This is a genomic window from Roseibium sediminicola, assembly GCF_023156505.1.
GTDB classification, from domain to species: domain Bacteria; phylum Pseudomonadota; class Alphaproteobacteria; order Rhizobiales; family Stappiaceae; genus Roseibium; species Roseibium sediminicola.
Window position 1 is genome coordinate 287,586 of record NZ_JALNMJ010000002.1, and the last position, 23,312, is coordinate 310,897.

Annotated in this window: 21 protein-coding genes, 1 tRNA gene and 1 pseudogene; 14 read left to right on the forward strand and 9 right to left on the reverse strand. The window is 60.8% G+C overall.

The window, feature by feature from the left end:
* Nucleotides 1-89: 89 nt before the first annotated feature.
* Nucleotides 90-163 (reverse strand) — tRNA-Gln (locus M0H32_RS04305).
* Nucleotides 164-717: 554 nt separating this feature from the next.
* Between M0H32_RS04305 and M0H32_RS04310 the strand changes: the two genes are divergently transcribed.
* The 4 genes from M0H32_RS04310 to M0H32_RS04325 all read left to right on the forward strand — a co-directional run bounded on the left by M0H32_RS04310 (nucleotide 718) and on the right by M0H32_RS04325 (nucleotide 5,913).
* Complete coding sequence (locus M0H32_RS04310) at nucleotides 718-2,178, forward strand: Ppx/GppA phosphatase family protein (protein ID WP_248151123.1); 1,461 nt, start codon at nucleotides 718-720, stop codon at nucleotides 2,176-2,178.
* A complete protein-coding gene (locus M0H32_RS04315; RefSeq protein WP_248151125.1) occupies nucleotides 2,175-2,882 on the forward strand; it encodes an RlmE family RNA methyltransferase in 708 nt (235 codons plus the stop codon). The genes M0H32_RS04310 and M0H32_RS04315 overlap by 4 nt, the downstream gene beginning before the upstream one ends.
* Nucleotides 2,883-3,072: 190 nt before the next feature.
* Complete coding sequence (gene guaB, locus M0H32_RS04320; RefSeq protein ID WP_248151127.1) at nucleotides 3,073-4,575, forward strand: IMP dehydrogenase; 1,503 nt, start codon at nucleotides 3,073-3,075, stop codon at nucleotides 4,573-4,575.
* A gap of 45 nt (nucleotides 4,576-4,620) precedes the next feature.
* Complete coding sequence (locus tag M0H32_RS04325; protein WP_248151129.1) at nucleotides 4,621-5,913, forward strand: RsmB/NOP family class I SAM-dependent RNA methyltransferase; 1,293 nt, start codon at nucleotides 4,621-4,623, stop codon at nucleotides 5,911-5,913.
* Between the two features lie 15 nt (nucleotides 5,914-5,928).
* Here M0H32_RS04325 and M0H32_RS04330 read toward each other — a convergent pair whose 3' ends face one another.
* The gene (locus M0H32_RS04330; protein WP_248151131.1) at nucleotides 5,929-7,101 is read right to left on the reverse strand and encodes a tetratricopeptide repeat protein; all 1,173 of its coding nucleotides are present in this window, start codon (nucleotides 7,099-7,101) and stop codon (nucleotides 5,929-5,931) included.
* A gap of 255 nt (nucleotides 7,102-7,356) precedes the next feature.
* Here M0H32_RS04330 and guaA point away from each other — a divergent pair, with 255 nt between their 5' ends.
* Nucleotides 7,357-8,928: a glutamine-hydrolyzing GMP synthase gene (gene guaA, locus M0H32_RS04335; protein ID WP_248151133.1), complete on the forward strand. Its 1,572-nt coding sequence runs from the start codon at nucleotides 7,357-7,359 to the stop codon at nucleotides 8,926-8,928.
* Nucleotides 8,929-9,013: 85 nt separating this feature from the next.
* Nucleotides 9,014-9,547: a hypothetical protein gene (locus M0H32_RS04340; protein WP_248151136.1), complete on the forward strand. Its 534-nt coding sequence runs from the start codon at nucleotides 9,014-9,016 to the stop codon at nucleotides 9,545-9,547.
* On the opposite strand, the gene M0H32_RS04345 is transcribed toward M0H32_RS04340, so the two are convergent.
* Together M0H32_RS04345 and M0H32_RS04350 are read right to left on the reverse strand one after the other, a co-directional pair.
* Nucleotides 9,531-9,872: a TraR/DksA family transcriptional regulator gene (locus tag M0H32_RS04345; RefSeq protein WP_425607289.1), complete on the reverse strand. Its 342-nt coding sequence runs from the start codon at nucleotides 9,870-9,872 to the stop codon at nucleotides 9,531-9,533. The genes M0H32_RS04340 and M0H32_RS04345 overlap by 17 nt on opposite strands.
* Before the next feature lie 53 nt (nucleotides 9,873-9,925).
* A complete protein-coding gene (locus M0H32_RS04350; protein ID WP_248151143.1) occupies nucleotides 9,926-10,939 on the reverse strand; it encodes a zinc-binding alcohol dehydrogenase family protein in 1,014 nt (337 codons plus the stop codon).
* 115 nt (nucleotides 10,940-11,054) lie between these two features.
* Here M0H32_RS04350 and M0H32_RS04355 point away from each other — a divergent pair, with 115 nt between their 5' ends.
* Nucleotides 11,055-11,450 carry a winged helix-turn-helix transcriptional regulator gene (locus tag M0H32_RS04355; RefSeq protein WP_425607290.1) on the forward strand — a complete coding sequence of 132 codons (396 nt, stop codon included), beginning with the start codon at nucleotides 11,055-11,057 and terminating at the stop codon, nucleotides 11,448-11,450.
* A gap of 15 nt (nucleotides 11,451-11,465) precedes the next feature.
* On the opposite strand, the pseudogene M0H32_RS04360 reads toward M0H32_RS04355, so the two are convergent.
* Nucleotides 11,466-12,428 (reverse strand): annotated as a pseudogene (locus M0H32_RS04360) (cation diffusion facilitator family transporter).
* Between the two features lie 129 nt (nucleotides 12,429-12,557).
* Between M0H32_RS04360 and M0H32_RS04365 the strand changes: the two are divergent.
* Nucleotides 12,558-12,935 (forward strand): hypothetical protein, encoded by a 378-nt coding sequence (locus tag M0H32_RS04365; RefSeq protein WP_248151148.1) that lies wholly within the window; start codon nucleotides 12,558-12,560, stop codon nucleotides 12,933-12,935.
* 3 nt (nucleotides 12,936-12,938) lie between these two features.
* On the opposite strand, the gene M0H32_RS04370 is transcribed toward M0H32_RS04365, so the two are convergent.
* Complete coding sequence (locus M0H32_RS04370; protein WP_248151152.1) at nucleotides 12,939-13,574, reverse strand: MarC family protein; 636 nt, start codon at nucleotides 13,572-13,574, stop codon at nucleotides 12,939-12,941.
* A 227-nt stretch (nucleotides 13,575-13,801) separates the two neighbouring features.
* On the opposite strand from M0H32_RS04370, the gene gyrA reads away from it, so the two are divergent.
* Nucleotides 13,802-16,618 carry a DNA gyrase subunit A gene (gene gyrA / locus M0H32_RS04375; protein WP_282449153.1) on the forward strand — a complete coding sequence of 939 codons (2,817 nt, stop codon included), beginning with the start codon at nucleotides 13,802-13,804 and terminating at the stop codon, nucleotides 16,616-16,618.
* A 92-nt stretch (nucleotides 16,619-16,710) separates the two neighbouring features.
* Here the strand turns inward: gyrA and M0H32_RS04380 are convergent, their stop codons facing one another.
* The gene (locus M0H32_RS04380) at nucleotides 16,711-17,118 is read right to left on the reverse strand and encodes a phosphopantetheine adenylyltransferase (RefSeq protein WP_248151154.1); all 408 of its coding nucleotides are present in this window, start codon (nucleotides 17,116-17,118) and stop codon (nucleotides 16,711-16,713) included.
* Between the two features lie 172 nt (nucleotides 17,119-17,290).
* On the opposite strand from M0H32_RS04380, the gene coaD reads away from it, so the two are divergent.
* From coaD to tgt, 5 genes are all read left to right on the forward strand, one after another.
* Nucleotides 17,291-17,797, forward strand: coding sequence for a pantetheine-phosphate adenylyltransferase (gene coaD, locus M0H32_RS04385; protein WP_248151156.1), 507 nt, complete (start codon nucleotides 17,291-17,293; stop codon nucleotides 17,795-17,797).
* Nucleotides 17,798-17,840: 43 nt separating this feature from the next.
* The gene (locus M0H32_RS04390) at nucleotides 17,841-18,377 is read left to right on the forward strand and encodes a peptidylprolyl isomerase (protein ID WP_248151158.1); all 537 of its coding nucleotides are present in this window, start codon (nucleotides 17,841-17,843) and stop codon (nucleotides 18,375-18,377) included.
* 46 nt (nucleotides 18,378-18,423) lie between these two features.
* On the forward strand, nucleotides 18,424-18,897 hold the full coding sequence (locus M0H32_RS04395) for a peptidylprolyl isomerase (RefSeq protein WP_248151160.1): 474 nt from the start codon (nucleotides 18,424-18,426) through the stop codon (nucleotides 18,895-18,897).
* Nucleotides 18,898-19,094: 197 nt separating this feature from the next.
* Nucleotides 19,095-20,168, forward strand: coding sequence for a tRNA preQ1(34) S-adenosylmethionine ribosyltransferase-isomerase QueA (gene queA, locus M0H32_RS04400; RefSeq protein ID WP_248151162.1), 1,074 nt, complete (start codon nucleotides 19,095-19,097; stop codon nucleotides 20,166-20,168).
* Nucleotides 20,169-20,177: 9 nt separating this feature from the next.
* On the forward strand, nucleotides 20,178-21,329 hold the full coding sequence (gene tgt, locus M0H32_RS04405) for a tRNA guanosine(34) transglycosylase Tgt (protein WP_248151164.1): 1,152 nt from the start codon (nucleotides 20,178-20,180) through the stop codon (nucleotides 21,327-21,329).
* A gap of 30 nt (nucleotides 21,330-21,359) precedes the next feature.
* Here tgt and M0H32_RS04410 read toward each other — a convergent pair whose 3' ends face one another.
* Both M0H32_RS04410 and M0H32_RS04415 read right to left on the reverse strand, forming a co-directional pair.
* On the reverse strand, nucleotides 21,360-21,794 hold the full coding sequence (locus tag M0H32_RS04410) for a DUF4864 domain-containing protein (protein ID WP_248151166.1): 435 nt from the start codon (nucleotides 21,792-21,794) through the stop codon (nucleotides 21,360-21,362).
* Nucleotides 21,795-21,978: 184 nt separating this feature from the next.
* On the reverse strand, nucleotides 21,979-23,283 hold the full coding sequence (locus M0H32_RS04415; RefSeq protein ID WP_248151171.1) for a nucleotide sugar dehydrogenase: 1,305 nt from the start codon (nucleotides 23,281-23,283) through the stop codon (nucleotides 21,979-21,981).
* Nucleotides 23,284-23,312 lie beyond the last annotated feature (29 nt).

The window sequence follows — 23,312 nt, forward strand, 5'->3', positions numbered from 1 at the left end:
TCGGTCAAAACCTGTCCCGTGCCCCGCGACACGATTGCAAATGGCGAGCTATCGCGTTGAACGCATGTGATCAAAATGTTCAGAAAAGTTGGCTGGGGAACCTGGATTCGAACCAGGACTAACGGAGTCAGAGTCCGCGGGTCTACCGTTAACCTATTCCCCAACTTCAGCTCCATCCAGCATTGTGGCTGGCCGAGCGGCCGGTCGCGATTGGGTGCGGGCGTGGTGCCCGCCGCGATTGGTGTGCCGCATATACATCCATCGTAATCGGGAATGCAAGACCCGTTTCTGACTTTTTTGTGAAATCCGGCACCTGTGGATGGGACATTGTTTGCGCAGCCGCTTTTACGGCCAAGCAGAGCTTTTCCGACGCGGGTCAACCTGTTACAGTTTTGTCAACGAAAGACGCAGTTCCCGGACGCGCCCCTTAAAAAGGCCGGAAGCGCTGGGGATCTGAAAGGCAAAAACGTGACTCAGTCAGGTCAGGAACCGCCCGAAAATGGGCGACGTCCCGCTGACGTGTCCGTTTCCAGCAGGGCTCCCAATGAGCCTGAGGGACCCGGCAGGCGGCGGCGAAAGCGCCGCTCCGGCAAGGGGTCGAAAGGCAAGTCTCCGGTCCCCGTCGCCAACGGCGCGGGCGGACTGCCTCCGACAAATGGACCCGTCCCGGTCCAGGCTGCGAACGGATCCGTCGGCACCGGCTCAAAGGGGCAGGCTGTGCCAGGCCCCGATGAGACTGGAACCTCCGCGAAACGGCGTAAAAAACGCCGGCGCGGCCGATCCCGGCCGGCCGGTGACCCGCAGACCGCATCGCCGCAATCTGAAATTCGCCCGGATGGCAAGGACCCGGCGCAACCTGATGGGCTGACAAGCGCGAAGGGCCGCAAGGCGGCACGTCGGCGCGGCCGCCGGCGGCGACAGTCAGATGCTCAGTTGCCGGGGGACCTCAAGGAGGCAGCTTCCCAGGCCAATGCAGGAGGCCTGTCCGCGTCTCAGGGTAACGCGTCTCCGGGTAACCAGACGTCCCCGAACGCACGCCTGCACAGTCGGGCCGATGGTCAACCGCCCACTGGGCAGGCGGGGAAGCCGCGGTTCGATCGCGCCGCTTCCGCCAGGCCGCGCCACAACGGCGCGAGGCCGAACGCGCCGCTCTACGCCGCCCTTGATCTGGGCACCAACAATTGCCGTCTATTGATCGCCCGCCCGGAAGAACGGGGCTTTCGGGTCGTCGATGCCTATTCCCGCATTGTCCGGCTGGGCGAGGGGGTCGGTTCGAACCGCCGGTTGAGCGACGCAGCCATGGATCGGGCCATCGAAGCGCTGGCCAATTGCCATCGCAAACTCGCCGACCGGGGCGTCGCCAGGTCGCGGCTGATTGCAACGGAAGCCTGCCGGGCCGCTGAAAACGGCGAAGCTTTCATCGACCGGGTCAAGAGCGAGACGGGGCTTGCCCTCGAAGTGGTCAACCGGGAAACGGAAGCCCGGCTGGCAGTTGCCGGCTGTGCTTCATTGGTCGATCACGACGCGGACGGGGTGATCCTGTTCGATATCGGCGGCGGTTCCTCGGAAATCGTCTGGCTGGACCTGCGCAACCGCTGCGGCGCGCGCGGTTATGCCCTGACGCGGTTCATCCGTTCGTGGATCTCGCTGCCGGTGGGGGTTGTCAATCTGGCGGAACGCCATGGCGGCGTTCATGTTACGCCGGAGATTTTCGAATCCATGGTCGAGGATGCGGCGGAGCACCTGGCCGCGTTCAATCTGGCGGACAACCTCACCGAGGCGATCAATTCCGGGCGCGTGCATATGCTTGGCACATCGGGCACGGTGACAACGTTGGCGGGGGTGCATCTGGGCCTCAAGCGTTATGACCGGCGCCGTGTCGACGGCACCTGGCTGGAAGACGGCGATGTTGGAGCGATGATTGATCAACTGCGCGACATGCCTTATGAGGCGCGCGTGGAAAACCCGTGCATCGGTGCGGATCGCGCCGACCTGGTTCTGGCGGGCTGCGCCATTCTGGAGGCCATTCGCCGGCGCTGGAGCTGTTCGAGGCTCCGGGTCGCGGATCGCGGCCTGCGCGAGGGTATTTTGACGGAACTGATGGCCGCTGACGGGGTCTGGTCGAACCGAAGACCGGGCAACAGGCACAATCGCGGCCACCAAAGGAACGGATCATGAGCCGATCGAAAAAAGGGACGGGCGACCGCGGTCTCCATGTCAAGGTCAAGACGGCCGCCGGCCGGCGCGAATCGTCGACCCGCTGGCTGCAGCGACAATTGAACGATCCTTACGTGCGTCGTGCGCAGGCGGACGGGTACCGGTCCCGAGCGGCCTACAAGCTGATCGAGATCGACGACAAGCACAAACTTCTGAAACCGGGGTACCGGGTGGTCGATCTCGGCTGCGCGCCGGGTGGCTGGTGTCAGGTGGCCGTCGACCGGGTTCAGTCGAGCGTCGAGGCGCCGAAAGTTGTCGGCATCGACTATCTCGACATGGATCATGTGCGCGGCACCACCTTCCTGAAAAAGGACTTTCTGGACGACGATGCCCCGGACGCGCTGATGGTAGCGCTCGGCGGTCACCGGCCGGACGTGGTGCTGTCCGACATGGCCGCGCCGACCACAGGGCACAAGCAGACCGACCATCTGCGCACGACGCACCTGTTCGAAATCGCGATCGATTTCGCCCGCCGGAACCTCGTTCCGGGCGGATCATTCCTGGCCAAGGTGTTTCGCGGCGGCACAGAGAATGCACTGCTTCAGGATCTGAAACGCGAATTCAAGTCGGTCTCTCACCTGAAGCCCCCGGCGAGCCGCAAGGAAAGCCCGGAACTCTATGTGATTGCCAAGGGTTTTCGCGGCAGCGAGCTGCAGGAAGACTGAAGCGGCAAGCCGGTTTGCCGCCCATTGGATGGAAAACCCGAACGAACCGGTGCCGTCCCCCTTTTCATTCTGTCACCTGCGTGTTATTGACCCGCGCCAACTTCTCCGGCACAGCCGAAGCGACTCGACAGACGCGGGCCTTTCCCTCAAGGGCCGGCGTTTCAGCTATTTTTTTCAAGGGGAAATGGCAATGGCATCCTTCTTTGTCCCGTCCACCGGACAGCAAGCTTTGACGTTTGACGATGTCCTGCTGATTCCCGGTCACTCCGAGGTTATGCCCGGTGAGGTCGATCTCAGGACCCGGGTCACCCGCGAGCTTGAACTCAACATTCCGATCCTGTCCTCTGCCATGGACACGGTGACCGAGGGCCGGCTGGCGATCGCGATGGCCCAGGCCGGCGGCATCGGCGTCATTCACCGCAACCTGTCGCTGGACCAGCAGGCCGAAGAGGTCCGCATGGTGAAGAAGTTCGAATCCGGCATGGTGGTCAACCCGCTCGTGATCGGACCGGACGCGACACTCCAGGACGCGCTCGATCTGATGAAGCGCTTCGGCATTTCCGGCGTTCCAGTAGTCGAAAACGCCGGGTCCGGCGCCCAGGTGGCTGGCAAGCTGGTCGGCATTCTGACCAACCGCGATGTGCGCTTTGCCTCCAATCCGGACCAGAAGATCCACGAACTGATGACCAAGGACAACCTGGTCACCGTCAGCGAGAATGTCAGCCAGGACGACGCCAAGCGCCTCTTGCACCAGAACCGCATCGAGAAGCTGCTGGTGGTTGACGAGAACCGGAACTGCATCGGTCTGATCACCGTCAAGGACATGGAAAAGGCGCAGCTCAATCCGAACGCCTCCAAGGACCCGCAAGGCCGGCTGCGTGTGGCTGCTGCCACCAGCGTTGGCGAAGAGGGTTTTGCACGCGCGGAACGGCTCGTCGATGCCGGTGTCGACATGGTCGTCGTGGATACGGCCCATGGACATTCCCAGAAGGTCCTGGACATGGTCACGCGGGTGAAAAAGCTCTCCAACTCGGTTCAGGTTCTGGCAGGTAATGTCGCCACGTCAGAAGCGACCAAGGCGCTGATCGACGCTGGTGCGGATGCGGTCAAGGTCGGCATCGGCCCGGGCTCGATCTGCACCACGCGCATCGTCGCCGGTGTCGGCGTGCCCCAGCTGACGGCGATAATGGAATCGGTCAACGAAGCCGACAAACAAGGTGTTCCGGTTGTTGCCGACGGCGGCATCAAATATTCCGGCGACCTTGCCAAGGCGATCGCCGCTGGTGCGGCCTCCGTCATGGTCGGCTCGCTGCTCGCGGGCACCGAGGAAAGCCCGGGAGAGGTTTATCTGCACCAGGGCCGGTCCTACAAATCCTACCGCGGCATGGGTTCGGTCGGTGCGATGGCACGCGGCTCCGCGGACCGCTATTTCCAGGCGGAAGTGCGCGACAGCCTCAAGCTTGTTCCGGAAGGAATCGAGGGCCAGGTGCCCTACAAGGGCGTGCTCAGCAGCGTTCTGCACCAGTTGGCCGGCGGACTTCGGGCCGCCATGGGCTATGTCGGCGGCAAGACCATCGCCGATTTCCAGGAAAAGGCTCGTTTCGTCCAGATTTCCGGCGCGGGCCTGCGTGAAAGCCATGCCCATGATGTCACCATCACGCGGGAAAGCCCCAACTATCCGTCCAACGTCTGATCGGCGTATGGCACTGAAAGACCTGCAAGTTTCCAAAGGAACAGCATGAAAGACGGCGGACGCCTTGCGGCGGCAATTGAAGTCCTGACAGACGTGGAAACCCGGCACAGGCCGGTGCAGGTTGCCCTACGAGACTGGGGCGCAGCGCACAGGTTCGCAGGATCAGGCGACCGCACGGTCATCGGAAATCTTGTTTTCGACGCGCTGCGCAACAAGGCGTCCTTGTCCGCGCGCATGCGGGACGGACGACCGCGGGCGCTGGCGCTCGCAACCTATTGCCTCACCTGGGCGAAGGGAATCGAAGCGCTTGCCGATACACTCGAACAGGACCACCATGCACCGGAAGCCTTGTCAGAAGAAGAACGGGATCGCCTGTCGAACGAAGACCTTGCAGACCTGAAGCCTCATGAGCTGGCGGATGTGCCCGAATGGCTGTGGCCCCGCTTTCAGGCCGCCTTCGGCGACAATTCCATCGAAGAGGGCAGGGCGCTCGCCACGCGGGCGCCGGTCGATCTGAGAGCCAATCCGTTGAAATCCGACAGGGAAAAGGTGCTCAAGCGGCTGGCCCACACAGGGGCTATGCCGACCGGCTTGTCTCCCTGGGGTGTTCGGATCGAAGCCAAGCCGGGTCTCGGACGCATGCCCCATGTGCAGGCCGAGGAAGGTTATCGCAAGGGCTGGTTCGAACTCCAGGACGAAGCCAGCCAGCTGGCCGCCCACCTGGCTCAGGCGCAACCCGGCATGCAGGTGCTGGATTATTGCGCGGGCGGCGGCGGCAAGACACTCGCCTTGGCCGCCGCCATGCAGAACAAGGGGCAGCTTTACGCCTATGATGCCGACCGTCTGCGCCTTGCTCCCATTCATGAGCGCCTTCAGCGCGCGGGTGCGCGCAACATTCAGGTGCGTGACCCTGCCAGCTCCAGCCTTGACGATCTCATCGGCCAGATGGACCTGGTCTTCATCGACGCGCCGTGCACCGGAACCGGTGTCTGGCGCCGCAGACCGGATTCCAAATGGCGTCTCACCGACAGGGCCCTTGAAGATCGCATCAAGGATCAGCGCCATGTTCTGAAAAATGCCAGCCAATATGTCAAACCCGGCGGCCGGCTGGCCTATGCAACGTGCTCTGTTCTGCCTGAGGAAAATCAGGACCAGGCTGACTGGTTCTTGCAGAACGAACCTGACTTCCAGTCTGTATCAGCGGGTGACACCTGGAAGGACACGCTGCCGCAAGCCGCCGCGCCGAGCTACATTTCCGAACGCGGCGACATTTTGCTTAGTCCGGCGTCGACCGGGACAGACGGCTTTTTCATAGCCCTGTTTCAGCGCGCAGGGTAACGCGGAGAAACTCCGTTAGGACCGGTCCTGACGGCGTAACCCCAACACGTTGGGCAACTGATCGCTTCGCACCGTGAGCCCCTCGCTGGAATGCGGGGAGCTGCCGTCGACGGAGGTCGTCGTACCGGAGCTTTCCTTCGGGAGGTCCGACGTTTCCGCGGTTTCTTGCCCGGTCGTTGGCCGAAAGGTTTTGGCCGGGGCTGCCGGCTGGGCGCCGTCTTCCTTTACCAGTTCCTGCACCAGCTTGCGTATGGGGGCCTCCAGCCCTGTACCAGTCGCAAGGCCTGTCAGAACGGACCGGGCCTGGGCTTGATATTTGAGCGCAGCCAGCGCAGCGCCAAGCGCGTTGAGCGCGTCTCTTGATGTTTTGTCCAGGTCATGCGCGGCCAGTGCGTAACTCAACGCCGCCTTGTGATCGGCCGTCTTCCGGGACAGGGTGCTCAGGCGCACCAGTGTCGACAGAGATTTCGGTTCAATTTTCAGCGCCGCTTCAGCCGCTTCGATGGCGTCCTCCAGGGCTCCCTTGCCCATCAGCGCGTCGGACAGCAACTCCAGGGGCAGGGGATCGGCAGGCGCATTCTCGCTTGCCCGGATGGTCAGTTCGATGACCTCGTCAAAGCGTTTGCGCAGCAACAGCGTTTCTGCCAGTCCCAGCAATGCCGGACCGTGATCGGGATCCGATTTGAGGGCTCGTCGATAGGCGGCAATTGCGGCGGCCTTCTGGTCGGTCCTGGCCTGCGTTTCGGCAAACAGGGTCAGGACGGCGGCGCTGTCGGGCAAGAGATCCACCAGATATTTGGCAGCGACCGCTGCCTCATCGGGTTTGTTTTCCTTAAGAAGCACGCTGGCCAGACCGAAAAGAGCGTTTCGATTGGTCGGCACCCTTTCCAGCACTTCACAAAAATTCTGTTTGGCATTGTCCGTATCGCCGAGCAGCAACTGGCAATTGCCGAGGCTCGCGCGGGCGCCGAGATGATCTGGCTCTGCAAAAACAATTCGTCGCAATTGCGATTGCGCTTCTTCCAGATAGCCGGTTTGCAGCAGGGCCGAGGCGGTCCGGTAAGCAATTTCCGTGTCTTCTGGCGACAGCTCCTGCGCCTTCAAATAGGACACCAGCGCCTTGTCCACCTGACCGGCATTTTCCAGGGCAACGGCTTTTTCAAACGCTTCACGGGCAGCTGCGGTCATAGAGGTCGGGTATCCTGTGGGCACCGGGATCTGCCCGGTCTGGGGCGCGGCGCGTTCTTGCGATAGGGTAAGGAGCGGGACGACACCGGTCAAAAGGGAATATCAACCGTACACAGCTTGTCCGCCTAATCTTTGCCGGAAAATTTGTTTCTCTTTGCGGCGGCAGAAAGGCGCGGCGTGGAAAATCCTGTGCGGGAGCGCAAGCTGTGTGAAATTCGGGTTCAATTTGTAGAAAAGACCGGTTAGAAGCTGGCCATGACCCAGCATCAACACCTTCTCATTATCGACTTCGGTTCCCAGGTGACGCAGCTGATTGCCCGGCGTCTGCGCGAACTCAACGTCTATTGCGAAATCCATCCCTACCAGAACGTGACGGACGCCTTCCTCGCGGAGTTCGCGCCGAAGGCCGTGATCTTTTCCGGCGGACCGGATTCTGTGACCAGGGATGGATCGCCGCGTCCGCCTGAAAGCGTCTACAAGCTTGGTGTTCCGATCCTTGGTATCTGCTACGGCCAGCAGGTGATGATGCAGCAACTGGGCGGCATGGTCGAAGGCGGCAAGATCACCGGTGGCGGCGGAACGGCCGAATTTGGACGGGCGTTCGTAACCCCCGCGGACAAGCCTTTGGCGATCCTCGATGGCTGGTTCTCGGAAGGTCGGGAACAGGTCTGGATGAGCCACGGTGACCATGTCAGCCGTCTGGCGCCTGGCTTTGAAGTCTTCGGAACTTCGCCAAACGCCCCCTATGCCATCACCGCCGATACGGAGCGGAATTTCTTCGCGGTCCAGTTCCATCCGGAAGTGCATCACACCCCGAACGGCAAGAAGGTCTACGAAAACTTCGTCAAGCTGGCGGGTTTCACCGGCGACTGGACCATGGGTGCCTACAAGGACGACGCCATTGCCCGGATCCGCGAGCAGGTCGGTGACAAGAAGGTCATCTGCGGCCTCTCCGGCGGCGTCGACAGCTCTGTGGCCGCGGTTTTGATCCATGAAGCCATCGGCGATCAGCTCACCTGTGTTTTCGTCGACCATGGCCTGTTGCGCCTGAACGAGGCCGATGAAGTCGTCTCCATGTTCCGGGATCACTACAACATTCCGCTGATCCACGCCGATGAAACCGAGTTGTTCCTGGGTGAACTCGACGGCGTTTCAGATCCGGAGACCAAGCGCAAGATCATCGGCCGGCTGTTCATTGACGTTTTCCAGAAACATGCCAACGAAATCGAAGGCGCGGAATTCCTGGCGCAAGGCACGCTCTATCCGGATGTGATCGAAAGCGTCAGCTTCTCCGGCGGCCCGTCGGTCACCATCAAGTCGCACCACAATGTCGGCGGCCTGCCGGAAAAGATGGGCCTTAAACTGGTCGAGCCGCTGCGGGAACTCTTCAAGGACGAAGTGCGGGCGCTCGGCCGGGAACTCGGCCTGCCGGACAGTTTCATTGGCCGCCACCCGTTCCCTGGACCGGGCCTTGCCATCCGCTGCCCGGGTGAGATCACCCGTGAGAAGCTGGAAATCCTGCGCAAGGCCGATGCGGTCTATATCGACCAGATCCGCAAACACGGCCTTTACGACGACATCTGGCAGGCCTTCGTTGCCATTCTGCCGGTGCGTACCGTCGGTGTCATGGGCGACGGCCGCACTTACGACTATGCCTGCGCCCTGCGCGCGGTGACCTCTGTCGATGGCATGACCGCGGATTATTTTCCATTCAGCCACGACTTCCTGGGCGAAACCGCGACGCGGATCATCAACGAGGTCCAGGGGATCAACCGGGTGACCTACGACATCACCTCGAAGCCTCCGGGCACGATCGAGTGGGAATGAGGCAGTGCGGCCGCGACTTGCGTGAAGCATGTCGCGGCCGTTTTGTTAATGTGACTGGCAAGAGGAACCCGTACGTGGTGACGCAATGGCCCAACTTCCCGACCTGAAACCGGATTGCGCGGCCTGTGCTGCTCTGTGCTGCGTCGTTTTTGCCTTCGACCGCTCCGAAAGTTTTGCGATCGACAAGGCAGCCGGGGAGGTTTGCCCCAATCTCGACGGTTGCGGTAGGTGCCGCGTTTTTGACGACCGGGATCGTCTCGGTTTTCACGGCTGCATCAGTTACGACTGCCATGGCGCCGGGCAGGTGGTCACGCAAGAGGTTTTCACGGGCAGAAGCTGGCGTGATGACGCCGCTTTGACAGAGCGGATGGGGGCGGCCCTGTCGGTTCTGCGCCAGGTCCATGAACATTTGCTGTTGCTTGAAACCGCGGGAAATTTGCCCTTGGAAACGGTGGAACGGGATCGACTTTCGGAGCTGAAAACCAGTCTGGCACCGGAAGTGCCCTGGACGGAAACAAGCCTCCAAGATTTCCCGCTGGAAAGCACTATCCGTGAGGTGAGGGCGTTTCTGATCGGGCTGCGAAGGCATGTCGCCGGCCACGCTAGCGTGCGCAGCTGATGCAGAAGGCGGCTGCGGGATCCACTTCCAGCCGTTTCGCGCCGATCTCTTCGCCGCATTCGACACAATAGCCGTAGTCGCCGCTGTCCAGCCTGGAAAGGGCCGCGTCGATGCGCTGGATGGTGGCGCGGCGCTGCCGCTCGGATGCCTGGGCCATGGCCTGCCCCTGCAAGGCGTCCATTCGCGACAGGCGGCCAACCGACTGCTGGTCGAGCTGGACCGTTGCCCGGGCCTCGCCGGACATCTCGCTCAGGTCTTCCAGTTCCGCCTTGAGGGCCAGCAACGTGTCCCGAATGTCTTCCGTCTTGCGTTCCGACATCGCCATCCTCCGTAAAGCAGCATGGCGATGCCGGTTGGCTTATGCAAGGTGGCGGGCTCTTAGAACCCGGAGAGCACGATCTTGCCGATGGTCTTGTTGCTCTCGATTTTCTCATGCGCCAGACGCAGATTGGCGGCATTGATCGGTTCGATCGTTTCCGACAACGTCGTGCGGATCTTGCCCGCGTCGACGAGATCAGCCACCTCGGTGAGAAGCTTGCGCTGTTCCTCGATGTCCGGCGTCTGGAACATCGACCGGGTGAACATCAGTTCCCAGTGGATCGACACCGCTTTCATTTTGAACGGCATGATGCTGAAGTTGGCCGGATCGTCGATCAGCAGGAACCGGCCCTGAGGCGCGATCAATTCGGCGATGTCCTCCAGATGCTGGTCCGTGTGGGTCGTGGAAAAGACATAACCGGGAGCCTCCAGTCCGAGCGCCTGGAGCTGGGCAGCCATCGGTTTGGAATGGTCGAGGACGTGATGCGCGCCGAGTTCCTTGACCCAGGCCAGGCTTTCCGGCCGGGAAGCCGTTGTGATCACGGTCAAATCGGTCAGCTGGCGGGCAAGCTGAACGGCGATCGAGCCGACACCGCCGGATCCGCCAATGATCAGCACCGTCTTTGCACCTGAGGGAACCGGATCCTTGACTTTGAGCCTGTCGAAAAGCGCTTCCCAGGCAGTGATGGCCGTCAAGGGCAGCGCCGCTGCCTCCGAGAAGCCAAGACTTTTGGGTTTGCGGCCGACAATGCGTTCGTCGACCAGATGAAATTCGGAATTTGTGCCCGCACGGGTGATGTCGCCTGCATAATAGACTTCGTCGCCGACCGTGTATCCGGTCACATCCGGACCGACCTCGGCCACAACACCTGCCGCGTCATAGCCGAGGACGACCGGCTGCCCGTTTTGGGCGGGACGGGACTTCCGGACTTTGGTGTCGACCGGATTGACCGCAATGGCCTTGATCTCGACCAGCAGGTCGCGGCCGTTGGGGACCGGGCGGGGCAGGTTGAGATCGGTGAGAGCGTTTGCATCGCTGATGGGACGCGGTTCGTAATAGCCGATGGTACGCATTTAAAAGCCTCCTGATTTGCGTACCGCTCAAATTGAGCATAAAATCACTTTATGCAAGAATGCACATTTTCGGCACTTACGAACAAAAAAGAACCATAGGCACACAATGGATACCATGGAAAATAGACGCCCGAAGCAGCGCAAGGATATCTATGGCTGTCATCCGGGCTGCTCGGTCGAAGCCGCGCTCAGCCTGATCGATGGCAAGTGGAAGGGAGTCATCCTGTTCCTGCTTCTGGAAAACGATGTCATGCGCTTCAACGAGTTCCAGAAGGCTCTGCCCGACATCACCCAGCGAATCCTGACCGCGCAGTTGCGGAGCATGGAGGCGGACGGGCTGTTGGACCGGACCGTTTATCCTGTCGTGCCGCCCAAGGTTGAATACCGGCTGACTGACCTCGGAGCTTCGCTTGAACCGGTGATCAGGGCGCTTGCCAAATGGGGCAATGACAACAAGACCCTGTGGCCGAAGGGCTTCAAGCGCGACAGCCACCTGCAGCAGGCCGGATGATCGCGGAAACCGGTGTCAGGTTTCTTCGGAAGCGATGGCCGCGTGTTCCTCGGCAATCATCTCTTCGTGATGCTCTTTCGCCTGGACCTCGATGAAGAGCCGCCTCACTGTCGGCATTTCCATCTTGATGGTTCGTTCCAGCGAATAGATCGTCTCCTCCACCGTGCCGGCGGTCACCTCGTCAATGAAATCGACCGAGAGCGCAAGCAGGATGTCTTCCGGACCCCGGTGCAGGGTGCGGATTTCGTTGAGGTTCTTGATTGCGGGCGTGGCATTGATGATCGATTCGATCTTTGCAATCACCTCCGGCGACGCACCTTCGCCGATCAGAAGCCCCTTGGTCTCGTAGGCCAGCAATGCCGCGGTCGTCCCGAGAATGACACCGATCAGGATCGAGGCGACACCGTCGAGCCAGGCAAGGCCGAGGAACTGAACCCCGAGCAGACCCGCAAACGCAACAACGAGCCCGAGCATTGCCGCCGTATCCTCGAAGAGAACGGTAAAGACCGTCGGATCCTTGCTGTCGCGTACGGCCGAAAGCAGCGACTTCTTGCCCCGGGCCCGGTCGAACTCCCGAAATGCCACCCACCAGGCACCGGCCTCGAAGATCATGGCCAGCGTCAGCACAACATAGGCAATGTAAGGGGCTGTGACCGAATGCGGATGCAGCACCTTCTGAATGCCTTCATAGACCGACACGCCAGCGCCGACGGCAAAGATCAGGATGGCAACGACAAAGGACCAGAAATAGAGCTCCGCGCCATAACCGAACGGATGGCGCTTGTCGGCGGGTTGTTTGGCCTTCTTCAGCCCCTAGAGAAGGAGGCCCTGATTGCCGGTGTCGACGAGCGAGTGAATGCCCTCCGACAGCATAGCGGAGGAGCCCGTATAGGCGGCGGCGGCGAATTTGGTGACGGCGATCAGCGAGTTTCCCGCAAGAGCCGCAAAAATCACCTTTTTCGAACCATGTCCGGCCATGCCTTCTCCCTGGATCTGTTGGACCAGCTGCCTTGGTAAGGCTGGACCCTATGACGCATTCGTGACTTTGATCAAGCCAGTTGGCTTGCAAGGATACCGCCGACGCGACTTGAGCCGGGACCGCACCAGATGACAACCAGACAGAACCGGATTTGGGGATTTCTCGTGGCGCTCGCCTTTTTCCAGTCCCTGCCTGCGGCGGCGAACGACGTCGAGATCGTCAAGGCCACCGCGACACAATCGGGTTCCGGATGGTCCTTCTCCGTTACCTTGAGACATGACGATACCGGTTGGGACCACTATGCCGACCTCTGGCAGGTGTTTGCGCCTGACGGGACGCTGCTCGGCGAGAGGGTTCTGCTGCATCCGCACGAGAACGAACAGCCATTCACGCGTTCGTTGTCAGGTGTTGACATCCCGCAGGACGTGAATGAAGTCATCATTCGCGCCCGGGACAACGTCCATGGTGTCTCGCCACAGGAATACCGGCTGACTTTGCCGCGCTGAGAACTATTTCTGGATGAAGGCCAGTACGCCGTCGGCGACGAACTGGACCGACAATGCCGCGAGCAGCACACCGAGCAGACGCGTGATCACCAGCTGGGCGGTGTCCCCCAGAAGTCGCTCAATCTTGTCCGCCAGCAGAAATGCGCCCATGCAGCTTAACAGGATAAAGGCGATGACGCCGCCAAGGCCGGCGTAGGTGAGCGTGTCCGGCGCCTGGCTGGAGAGCAGGATGATGGCAGAAATGGCGGCCGGACCGGAAATCAGGGGGATCGCCAGCGGAAAGATCGCCAGTTCGTTGATCGTGCCGTGATGGGCTTCCGACTCCATGGCTTTTTCGGCGGTTTCCGATTTGCGCGCCTGGCGTTTTCCGAAAATCATTTCGATCGCAATCAGGAACAACAGGATGCCGCCAGCGACGCGGAAGGCACTGACCGAAATGCCGAGCACGTTGAGCACGGTCTGGCCCGAAGCGTAAAAAACCAGCAGGATGCCGGCCGCCGTGATCGTGGCCCGAATGGCGACCTTGCGCCGGTCGTGCTTGCTCATTCCGGCGGTAATAGCCAGAAACATTGGCGCCAGTCCGACCGGGTCGATGGTCACAAAAAGCGTCGCGAAAGCGTTGATATAATAGTCGAGCATCTCTTTGTCCCGGGGCGGTTTTTCAGGTGCGTTCGGGGCCTTACTATAGAGCTTTGACCTCTGCTTCGAGGCGCTGTCCAAAAATCATTTTTCGAGCCTGTGTATACTCTTTGTAACTTATTGAATTTAAGAGCTTATTACTTAGGTGGAAAAGGGCCAGGAATTTGGACCGCTGCCTTGAATCGGATATAAAAGACACAGCAATAACAATGAAATGAGTGTCTTCCTTGGCTGACCAGGACAACAGCACCCCCTCAGACGGCCTGCCGTCGGATATCAAACCGGTCTCCATCGTCGAAGAAATGAAGCGCAGCTATCTCGATTACGCCATGAGCGTGATCGTCAGCCGTGCGCTGCCCGACGTTCGAGACGGACTGAAGCCGGTTCACCGCCGCATCCTTTATTCGATGCACGAGAACGGCTACGAGTGGAACAAGCCCTACCGCAAGTCGGCCCGTGTGGTCGGTGACGTCATGGGTAAATACCACCCGCATGGCGACAGCGCGATCTATGACGCCCTTGTGCGCATGGCGCAGAACTTCTCCCTGCGCCTGCCGTTGATTGACGGCCAGGGCAATTTCGGTTCCGTCGATGGCGACCCGGCCGCAGCCATGCGCTACACGGAATGCCGCCTTGAAAAGGTCGCGCACAAGTTGCTCGACGACATCGACAAGGACACGGTCGATTTCCAGGAAAACTACGACAACTCGGAAAGCGAGCCTGTCGTCCTGCCAGCGAAATTCCCCAATCTCCTGGTCAATGGGGCCGGCGGCATCGCCGTCGGCATGGCGACCAACATCCCGCCCCACAATCTGGGGGAGGTTATCGACGCCGCCATCGCCATCATGGAAAATCCGGCCATGTCGCTGGAAGAGCTGATGCAGATCGTGCCTGGTCCGGACTTTCCGACCGGAGGCATGATCCTCGGCCGGGCCGGTATCCGCAGCGCCTACGAAACCGGCCGTGGCTCCGTGGTCATGCGCGCCAAGGTCGATGTTGAAGAGGTTCGCAAGGACCGCAATGCGCTGATCGTCACCGAGATTCCGTATCAGGTCAACAAATCCTCGATGATCGAGAAGATCGCTGAACTGGTGCGCGACAAGCGCATAGAAGGCATCTCCGACATTCGCGACGAAAGCGACCGTTCGGGCATGCGGGTCGTAATCGAACTGAAGCGCGACGCGGTTCCGGACGTGATCCTGAACCAGCTTTACCGGTTCAGCCAGCTGCAGACCTCTTTCGGCTGCAACATGGTGGCGCTGAACGGTGGCAAACCGGAGCAGATGAACCTCTCCGACATGCTGCGTGCCTTCGTGGCCTTCCGCGAGGAAGTGATCCAGCGGCGCACGCGGTTCCTGCTGAAGAAGGCCCGTGACCGGGCACATATCCTGGTTGGTCTCGGCATCGCTGTTGCCAATATCGACGAGGTCATCAAGTTGATCCGCAGCGCGCCCGACCCGGCAACCGCCCGGTCCCAGCTGATGGAGCGCAACTGGCCGGCCCAGGATGTCGAGGCGTTGATCCGACTGATCGACGACCCGCGCCACATGGTCCAGGAAGACGGCACCTACAAGCTCTCAGAGGAACAGGCCCGCGCCATTCTCGACCTGCGCCTGCAGCGCCTGACGGCCATGGGCCGCGATGAAATCGAGGAAGAACTCAACAAGATCGGCGCCGAAATCTCCGATTATCTTGACATTCTGAGATCGCGCGCGCGCATCCAGGAAATCGTCAGGAACGAGATGCTGGAGATCAAGGAAGAATTCGCGACGCCGCGGCGGACCGAAATCATCGAGGGCGGACCGGACTTCGACGAGGAAGACCTGATCCAGCGCGAGGACATGGTGGTCACCGTCTCCCATGGCGGCTACATCAAACGCGTTCCGCTGGCGACCTACCGGGCGCAGCGCCGCGGCGGCAAGGGCCGTTCCGGCATGGCGACCAAGGAAGAGGATTTCGTCACCCGGCTGTTCGTGGCCAACACCCACACGCCGGTGCTGTTCTTCTCCTCACGCGGCATCTGCTACAAGATGAAGGTCTGGCGCCTGCCACTCGGTGGTCCGACCTCGCGCGGCAAGGCCCTGATCAACCTTCTGCCCCTGGAACAGGGCGAACAGATAACCTCCATCCTGCCATTGCCGGAGGACGAGGAAAGCTGGGCAAATCTCGACGTGATGTTCGCAACCGTGCGCGGCACGGTGCGCCGGAACAAGCTGTCCGACTTCGTCAACATCAACCGCAACGGCAAGATCGCGATGAAGCTGGAAGAGGGGGACGGCATTGTCGGTGTCGACACCTGTTCCGAGCATGACGACGTCATGCTGACCACCAATTTCGGTCAGTGCATCCGCTTCCCGGTCAATGACGTTCGCGTCTTTGCAGGCCGCAACTCCGTTGGCGTGCGCGGCATTCGTCTGGCGGATGACGACCGGGTGATCTCCATGCAGATCCTGCATCACATCGATGTCGATGCCGAGGAACGGGCCGCCTATCTGAAACTGTCTCGCGCCATGCGCGGAGAGGCCGATGAAAACGGCAATGGAGCGGATGAAGAGGGCGTTGTCGCCGGCGATCTGCCGCAGGAACGCTATGCTCAGATGAGCGCGGCGGAGCAGATCATCCTGACCATTTCCGAAAACGGCTACGGCAAGCGGACCTCGTCCTTCGAATACCGGGTCACCGGCCGCGGCGGCAAGGGCATCACGGCGATGGCCGTCAACGACCGCAACGGCGGCCTGGTGGCGTCCTTCCCGGTGGAAGACAGCCACCAGATCATGCTGGTAACCGATGGCGGCCAGCTGATCCGCTGCCCTGTCGACGGCATCCGTATTGCCGGACGGGCGACCCAGGGCGTGATCGTCTTCAAGACGGCCGCCGACGAGAAGGTCGTCGCGGTGGAAGGCATCTCGGAAGTCGATGACGAAGAAGAGCTGGTGGAAGGGGAAACCCCTGAAGGCGGCGAAGGCTCTGCCGAGGGCGATGCTGGAAGCGACACCGGAGAGACACCGCCAGCTGAAGGCGGAGACGACGCGCCGGAAAACTGATCCGGCCAAAACGTCCAATCAAAACGACAACAGCGGCCAGGGAGAACCTGAGCCGCTGTTTGCCGTTTGGGGAGGAAAGTCTTGGAAGTAGGTCAGTTGGCCGTGGGATACCGGGTCAGGATGGTTTCGTTGACGGTCGGTGTCGCCTTCTCAACGGTGACGAAGGAAACGTTGCGGACCCGGTTCGCGCCGCTCAGAGCTGCGGCGCAATCTTCACTCCAGGCACCCCAGGCCTGCGTCTTGCAGGTCTCGGTGGTCTGAGAGGAAGCGATGCGGTCGCTCTTTGTGGTGGTTAGTCCCTGCGTTGCCGGGCGGGTCAGGTCTTCCGCCTGCGAGGCATTGCTCGGGTGCATGGTCATGACGCCGGCGGCGATCATGGTCAAAAGCGCCAGAACAAACACGGCGGCCATTTTGACATGGAAGGCCGGATCGACTGCCTTTGCGCTGAAGGAAAAGGGCTGGGCCGCGCTTTTCGGTGCGGTGCGGGGGGAAGTGGTCATGCTCCTCATAGTGCTGGTTCCTGCTCACGTCGATTGATTTCGATGGAGCCACCCTGGACCATTGCGGAAAAGACGGATGTGACGGCCGTCACATCTTGTCAGTTCGTGGCAGTTGCTGTGCCTTATTCGGCTTTTCCTTGTGAGCGGCGGACAGGCAGAGTAAGGAAGAGCCATGACTCGTATTGCGCTCTATCCGGGATCGTTCGATCCCGTCACCAACGGCCACATGGACATACTGCGTCAGTCGCTTGCACTGGCCGACAAGGTGGTGGTTGCGATCGGCATTTCTCCGGGCAAATCGCCGTTGTTTTCCTTCGAGGAACGGGTGGAACTCATTCACGCCTCCGCGCAGGCGGAGTTCACGCCTGAAGAGGCGGAGCGGATCGACGTGATTGCGTTCGACGATCTGGTGATCAACACAGCCCGCAGCCAGAATGCCGCCTATCTCGTGCGCGGTCTCCGGGACGGAACCGATCTCGACTACGAGATGCAGATGGCCGGCATGAACGGCACGCTCGAGCCGGAAATCCGCACAGTCTTCCTGCCCGCGTCGCCGACTGTGCGCCATATCACCGCCACGTTGGTGCGTCAGATCGCAAAAATGGGCGGGGAAATCTCCGCCTTCGTGCCCAAACCGGTTGCGGAACCGCTGCGTAATCGGGCACGACCCGGCAACTGATTGTCTTCACCTTAGAAACTGGACCGAACCCTAGGAGTTTCCAGTGTCACGACTCATTGCAATTTTCACTGTACTGGCTTCGCTTTTCATCCTGCCGGCCGTGGCCCAGGCGCAGGGCGATCCTGAAAACACGCTCTATCTGGATCTGAAGGATGGCCGAGTGGTTATCCAGCTGCGGCCGGACCTCGCACCGAACCACGTCGCCCGGATCAAAAAGCTTGCCCGCGAAGGTTTCTACGACGGCATCGTCTTCCACCGCGTCATCGACGGCTTCATGGCCCAGACCGGCGATCCGACCGGCACCGGCCGTGGCGGCTCCAATGAACCGGACCTGAAAGCCGAATTCTCCCAGGCTCCGTTCAAGCGTGGCACGCTCGGCATGGCCCGCGCCCAGAACCCGAACAGCGCCAACTCTCAGTTCTTCATCATGTTCGATGAAGGATCTTTCCTGAACGGCCAATATACCGTCTTCGGTGAAGTCGTCGACGGCATGCAGTTCATCGACAACATCACCCGGGGCGAGCCGCCGGCAAACCCGGACAAGATCATCAAGATGCAGGTCGCCGCGGACGCCCAGTGACGCCCCGGCTGCCTTATTCCATTTTCAAAGACCAAAGGAGACCCCAATGGCCGATATCAAAGACGCCGAAAACACCTTGCTGATGGAAACCAGCCAGGGCCCGATCGTGATCGAAATGAAGCCGGACCTGGCCCCGGGCCATGTTGCCCGCATCAAGGAACTGGTGCGTGAAGGCTTTTACGACGGTATCGTCTTTCACCGCGTCATAGACGGTTTTATGGCCCAGACCGGCTGCCCGCAGGGCACAGGCACCGGCGGTTCCGGTCAGAAGCTGAAAGCCGAATTCAGCAAGGAAAAGCATGTCCGCGGCACCTGTTCCATGGCCCGTGCCATGGACCCGAATTCCGGCGACAGCCAGTTCTTCATCTGCTTCACCGACGCACCGTGGCTTGACGGCCAGTACACGGTCTGGGGCCAGGTGATCGAGGGCATGGACAATGTCGACAAGATCAAGCGCGGCGAGCCGGTCACCGATCCGGACAACATCGTGTCCCTGAAAGTGGCAGCCGACGCGGCCTGATTTCGGCGCATTCCGAATTGCATTGCGGCGCGGCCTCCGGGGCCGCGCCGTTTTGCTGAGCGGGACAGGCCGGGCGGTTGACCCTAGGCGCGTCCGGCATTATGAGCCGCAGTCAGATCATCCGGCAATCAGGCCCGCTTAAACTGGCGAGCGCCCTTTGCGCCGGTCACTCCCACGGAAACGGCAGTTCATACGCAATGCGCGTCGACCAATTTGATTTTGACCTTCCCAATGAGCGGATCGCGCTGCGTCCGGCGCGCCCGCGTGACGCGGCCCGGATGCTGGTGGTTCGTCCGCAAACCGATGCCGTGCTGAGCGATCTGGGTGTCCGGGATCTGCCCGATCAGCTTGAGCCGGGCGATGCGTTGGTCTTCAACGACACTCGTGTGATCCCGGCCCAGCTTGAAGGTACGCGCCTGCGTGGCGACATTTCCGCCGGGATCGGCGCGACGCTGCATCTGCGCGCAGGACCGGACCGCTGGAAGGCCTTCGTCCGGCCGGCCAAGAAACTCCAGGTCGGCGACGACGTGTTGTTCGAGGGGTTCGGCACGCGGCTGACTGCGGAGGTCGCCGACAAGGCCGACGGCGGTGAAATTCTGCTGGTGTTCGATCGCTCCGGCCCGGCGCTAGACGAAGCAATTGCCGCGGTCGGCCACATTCCGCTTCCGCCCTATATCGCCCAGAAACGCGGCGAGGACGATCAGGACCGACAGGACTATCAGACGATCTTCGCCGAAAAGGATGGTGCCGTCGCCGCTCCGACCGCAGGTCTGCATTTCACGCCTGAATTGCTGCAAGCCCTGGAAGACCGGGGGATCGAACAGCATCGTGTAACGCTGCATGTCGGCGCCGGCACCTTCCTGCCGGTCAAGGCGGATGACACGGACGATCACAAAATGCATGCCGAATGGGGCGAGGTGTCCGGGCAGACCGCCGAGGCGCTGCTTGCGGTCAAGGCGCGCGGCAACAAGGTCGTCAGCGTCGGCACGACTTCTCTACGTATCCTGGAAAGCGCATCCCGCAAAACCGGTGCGATCGCGCCTTTCCGGGGCGAGACCTCAATTTTCATCACGCCCGGCTATCGCTTCAACGCGATCGACGCGTTGATGACGAATTTCCACTTGCCACGGTCCACCCTGTTCATGCTCGTCTCGGCCTTTTCCGGTCTGGAGACGATGCGGGCCGCCTACGCACATGCCATTGAACAGGAATACCGTTTTTACAGTTATGGCGACGCCTCGCTGCTGTTTCCGCACAAAGAGGCTGTCTGAGGACAATCAATGACCGACACACACCCGAAATTCGGCTTCAAGCTGATGGCAACCGACGGCATGGCCCGGCGGGGCGAAATCACCACGCCCCATGGCGTCGTCCGCACTCCGGCCTTTATGCCGGTGGGTACACAGGCGACCGTCAAGGCGATGTATCCGGGCCAGGTGCGTGAAACCGGAGCTGATGTGGTTCTGGGCAATACCTATCATCTGATGCTGCGGCCGACCGCGGAACGCGTGGCGAAACTGGGTGGCCTGCACAAATTCATGAACTGGCCGCACACGATACTGACCGACAGCGGCGGGTTCCAGGTCATGTCGCTTGCCCAGCTGCGCAAGCTGGATGAAGACGGCGTGCGCTTCCAAAGCCATATTGACGGCCAGAAGTACCACCTGACGCCGGAGCGGTCCGTTGAAATCCAGGGTCTCCTTGGCTCCGATATCCAAATGCAGCTCGACGAATGCATCAAGCTGCCGAGCCCGAAGGAAGAGGTCCAGCGGGCGATGGAACTGTCGCTCCGCTGGGCCGAGCGCTCACGCCGGCAATTCGAGGCAATGGGCGGTCCGGGCAAGGGGCAGGGGCTCTACGGCATTGTCCAGGGCGGAGACCAGCCGGACCTGCGTATCCGCTCGGCGGAAGAACTCGGCAAGATGCCGTTCGAAGGCTATTCCGTGGGCGGTCTTGCGGTCGGAGAACCGCAGGAGGTGATGCTGAAGATGCTGGACATCACCACACCGGTCATGCCGGTGGACAAACCGCGCTATTTGATGGGAGTTGGCACGCCTGACGATCTTCTGGAAAGCGTCAAGCGCGGCATCGATCAGTTCGACTGCGTGATGCCGACCCGTGCCGGCCGGCACGGTCTGGCCTATACGCGTTTCGGCAAGGTTAACTTGAAAAATGCACGCCACCAGGAAGACCCGCGCCCGCTGGACGAAGCCAGCGACTGCCCCGCGGCAAGTATTTACAGCCGCGCCTACCTGCATCATCTCGTCCGTGCAGGAGAAGGGCTCGCCGGCATGCTGCTGACCTGGAACAACATCGCCTATTACCAGACGCTGATGCAGGGCATGCGGGATGCCATCGAGGAAAGCCGTTTCGAGGCCTTCTATGCCGAGACCAAGGAGAACTGGGCGCGCGGCGACATTGCCGCGCTTTGACCTGTCCAGATCAATTGGCTAGGTGACGGCTCAGGCGGAGAAGCCGGGGGACGTTGTCAGATAACATCCGGATATGCGCCAGCTGCCATCGTCCTGCTGCTCGAAACTGTAAAGTGCCAGCCAGTTCTTGCCCTTGGGGCCGGTCACATAGACTTCCTGGGTCGGCCCCAGTTTGGTCATCTTGGATCGGCCGAATGTCACGCTTTTGGGCTGATAAACAGGCTGATAGCCCTGGCGCACCATTTCCATGAAGAATTCAGGGGTCTGGAAGCGCTGCTGCAAGGAATTCGTTGCGAACGAGAAGGCCGCCTTGGCATTGCCGGACGCAAAGGCGCTCATCTGGTTCTTGATGATTTTTTGGAACGCCGTGTTGTCCAAGCCGTCCTCGGCCTTCACGGCAGTGGTCGCAAGCAACAGGCTTGTGCCCGCTGCAGCTGCCCATTTCCAGAAACGAGCATGAGCCATGATCGGTGTCTCCTTTCCTGAAACCCGATCAGTATACGGCCCAAAATCTTTCACAGATCTCTAAATTCGACGAAATCCCCGACGTCAACTGAAGCGACTGGAACTCACATACGCCCGGAAGACAGCAGCGGAACGGCCTTTTCCGGCGAACAAGTCCGGTACGAAATGAAATCGCCCAACGAAATCAAAGCCGCCACAGACGGATCCCCTCGGGAACGCTCGTCCGGTCGAGACGCGCCGGGATGTCCGCCACAAGCCCCTGACCGTTTTTCAAGACATCTGTCACGGAACTCCAGCCATTTTCCTCCTGACAGAATTGCCGATGAGGAACGGCAAGAACGGCCACGTCAGCTGCGGTGAGCCGGTCTTCGGGCGTCAGGGTGATTCCATATTCCTCCGCCACCTGGCCGGGGTCGGCAAGCGGGTCCATGACCTCGACGCTGGCACCGAATTTTTCGAGTTCGCGGATCAGATCCACGACCTTCGAATTGCGCGTGTCCGGAACATCTGCCTTGTAGGTCATCCCGAGCACCGTGACCTTTGGCGGCATGGGCAGGCCCAGCTTGACGCTTTCCTGGATGATCTTGCCGGCGACAAAGGCAGGCATGGCTTCATTGGTGCCGCGCCCCGCTAGGATCACCTGCGGGGTCATGCCGATCTCATTGGCCTTGTGGGTCAGATAATAGGGATCGACACCGATGCAATGGCCTCCGACCAGTCCGGGTTGAAAGGGGAGGAAGTTCCATTTGGTCGCCGAGCCTTCGAGGACGTCCCTTGTGTCGATGCCCATCTGGTGGAACAGCATGGCAAGTTCGTTCATCAGCGCGATGTTGAGATCCCGCTGGGTGTTTTCAATCACCTTGGCCGCCTCTGCCACCTTGATTGATGGGGCACGGTGGATGCCGGCAGTCACAACGGCTCCATACAGCGCCACAAGAAGATCCGTGGCTGCCGCCGACGACGCAGACACGATCTTGGTGATCTCCGCGAAGCCGCGTGCGGTGTCGCCCGGATTGATCCGTTCCGGCGAATAGCCGACCTCAAATCCGTCGCCAAGTCGCATGCCCGATTCCCGTTCCAGAATGGGGACGGCCACCTCTTCGGTTGCGCCTGGAAAGACCGTGGATTCGAACACGCTGATCGCACCGGCCTTCATGTTCCGACCGACGGTGACCGCGGCGCTTTCGAAGGGGGAGAGGTCCGGTCGTTTGGCACTGTCGACCGGCGTCGGGACGGCGACGATGAAGACATCCCGGTCCTGCAGATCCTGTTCCCGATCAGAAAAGGAAAGTGTCGGTTGCAGAAGGTCCCCGGATGTCACCGACGCCGTGCCGTCCTTGCCAATGCGTAATTCCTCAAGGCGCGCGCGGTTGATATCAAAACCGAGCACGTCAAAACCGCGGGCGGCAAAGGCAGTTGCGACCGGCAGTCCGACATAACCAAGACCGATAATGGCAATCTTCAGGGACTGGATCGAGTTGTTGGGCATTTGGGTTCCGGGGCAGGACGAAAGGACTG

Coding starts and splice junctions, on each gene's coding strand:
- M0H32_RS04315 (WP_248151125.1), top strand. CDS start 2,175: ATGAGCCGATCGAAAAAAGGGACGGGCGACCGCGGTCTCCATGTCAAG.
- guaB (WP_248151127.1), top strand. CDS start 3,073: ATGGCATCCTTCTTTGTCCCGTCCACCGGACAGCAAGCTTTGACGTTT.
- M0H32_RS04325 (WP_248151129.1), top strand. CDS start 4,621: ATGAAAGACGGCGGACGCCTTGCGGCGGCAATTGAAGTCCTGACAGAC.
- M0H32_RS04330 (WP_248151131.1), bottom strand. CDS start 7,101: ATGACCGCAGCTGCCCGTGAAGCGTTTGAAAAAGCCGTTGCCCTGGAA.
- guaA (WP_248151133.1), top strand. CDS start 7,357: ATGACCCAGCATCAACACCTTCTCATTATCGACTTCGGTTCCCAGGTG.
- M0H32_RS04340 (WP_248151136.1), top strand. CDS start 9,014: ATGGCCCAACTTCCCGACCTGAAACCGGATTGCGCGGCCTGTGCTGCT.
- M0H32_RS04345 (WP_425607289.1), bottom strand. CDS start 9,872: ATGGCGATGTCGGAACGCAAGACGGAAGACATTCGGGACACGTTGCTG.
- M0H32_RS04350 (WP_248151143.1), bottom strand. CDS start 10,939: ATGCGTACCATCGGCTATTACGAACCGCGTCCCATCAGCGATGCAAAC.
- M0H32_RS04355 (WP_425607290.1), top strand. CDS start 11,055: ATGGAAAATAGACGCCCGAAGCAGCGCAAGGATATCTATGGCTGTCAT.
- M0H32_RS04365 (WP_248151148.1), top strand. CDS start 12,558: ATGACAACCAGACAGAACCGGATTTGGGGATTTCTCGTGGCGCTCGCC.
- M0H32_RS04370 (WP_248151152.1), bottom strand. CDS start 13,574: ATGCTCGACTATTATATCAACGCTTTCGCGACGCTTTTTGTGACCATC.
- M0H32_RS04380 (WP_248151154.1), bottom strand. CDS start 17,118: ATGACCACTTCCCCCCGCACCGCACCGAAAAGCGCGGCCCAGCCCTTT.
- coaD (WP_248151156.1), top strand. CDS start 17,291: ATGACTCGTATTGCGCTCTATCCGGGATCGTTCGATCCCGTCACCAAC.
- M0H32_RS04395 (WP_248151160.1), top strand. CDS start 18,424: ATGGCCGATATCAAAGACGCCGAAAACACCTTGCTGATGGAAACCAGC.
- queA (WP_248151162.1), top strand. CDS start 19,095: ATGCGCGTCGACCAATTTGATTTTGACCTTCCCAATGAGCGGATCGCG.
- tgt (WP_248151164.1), top strand. CDS start 20,178: ATGACCGACACACACCCGAAATTCGGCTTCAAGCTGATGGCAACCGAC.
- M0H32_RS04410 (WP_248151166.1), bottom strand. CDS start 21,794: ATGGCTCATGCTCGTTTCTGGAAATGGGCAGCTGCAGCGGGCACAAGC.
- M0H32_RS04415 (WP_248151171.1), bottom strand. CDS start 23,283: ATGCCCAACAACTCGATCCAGTCCCTGAAGATTGCCATTATCGGTCTT.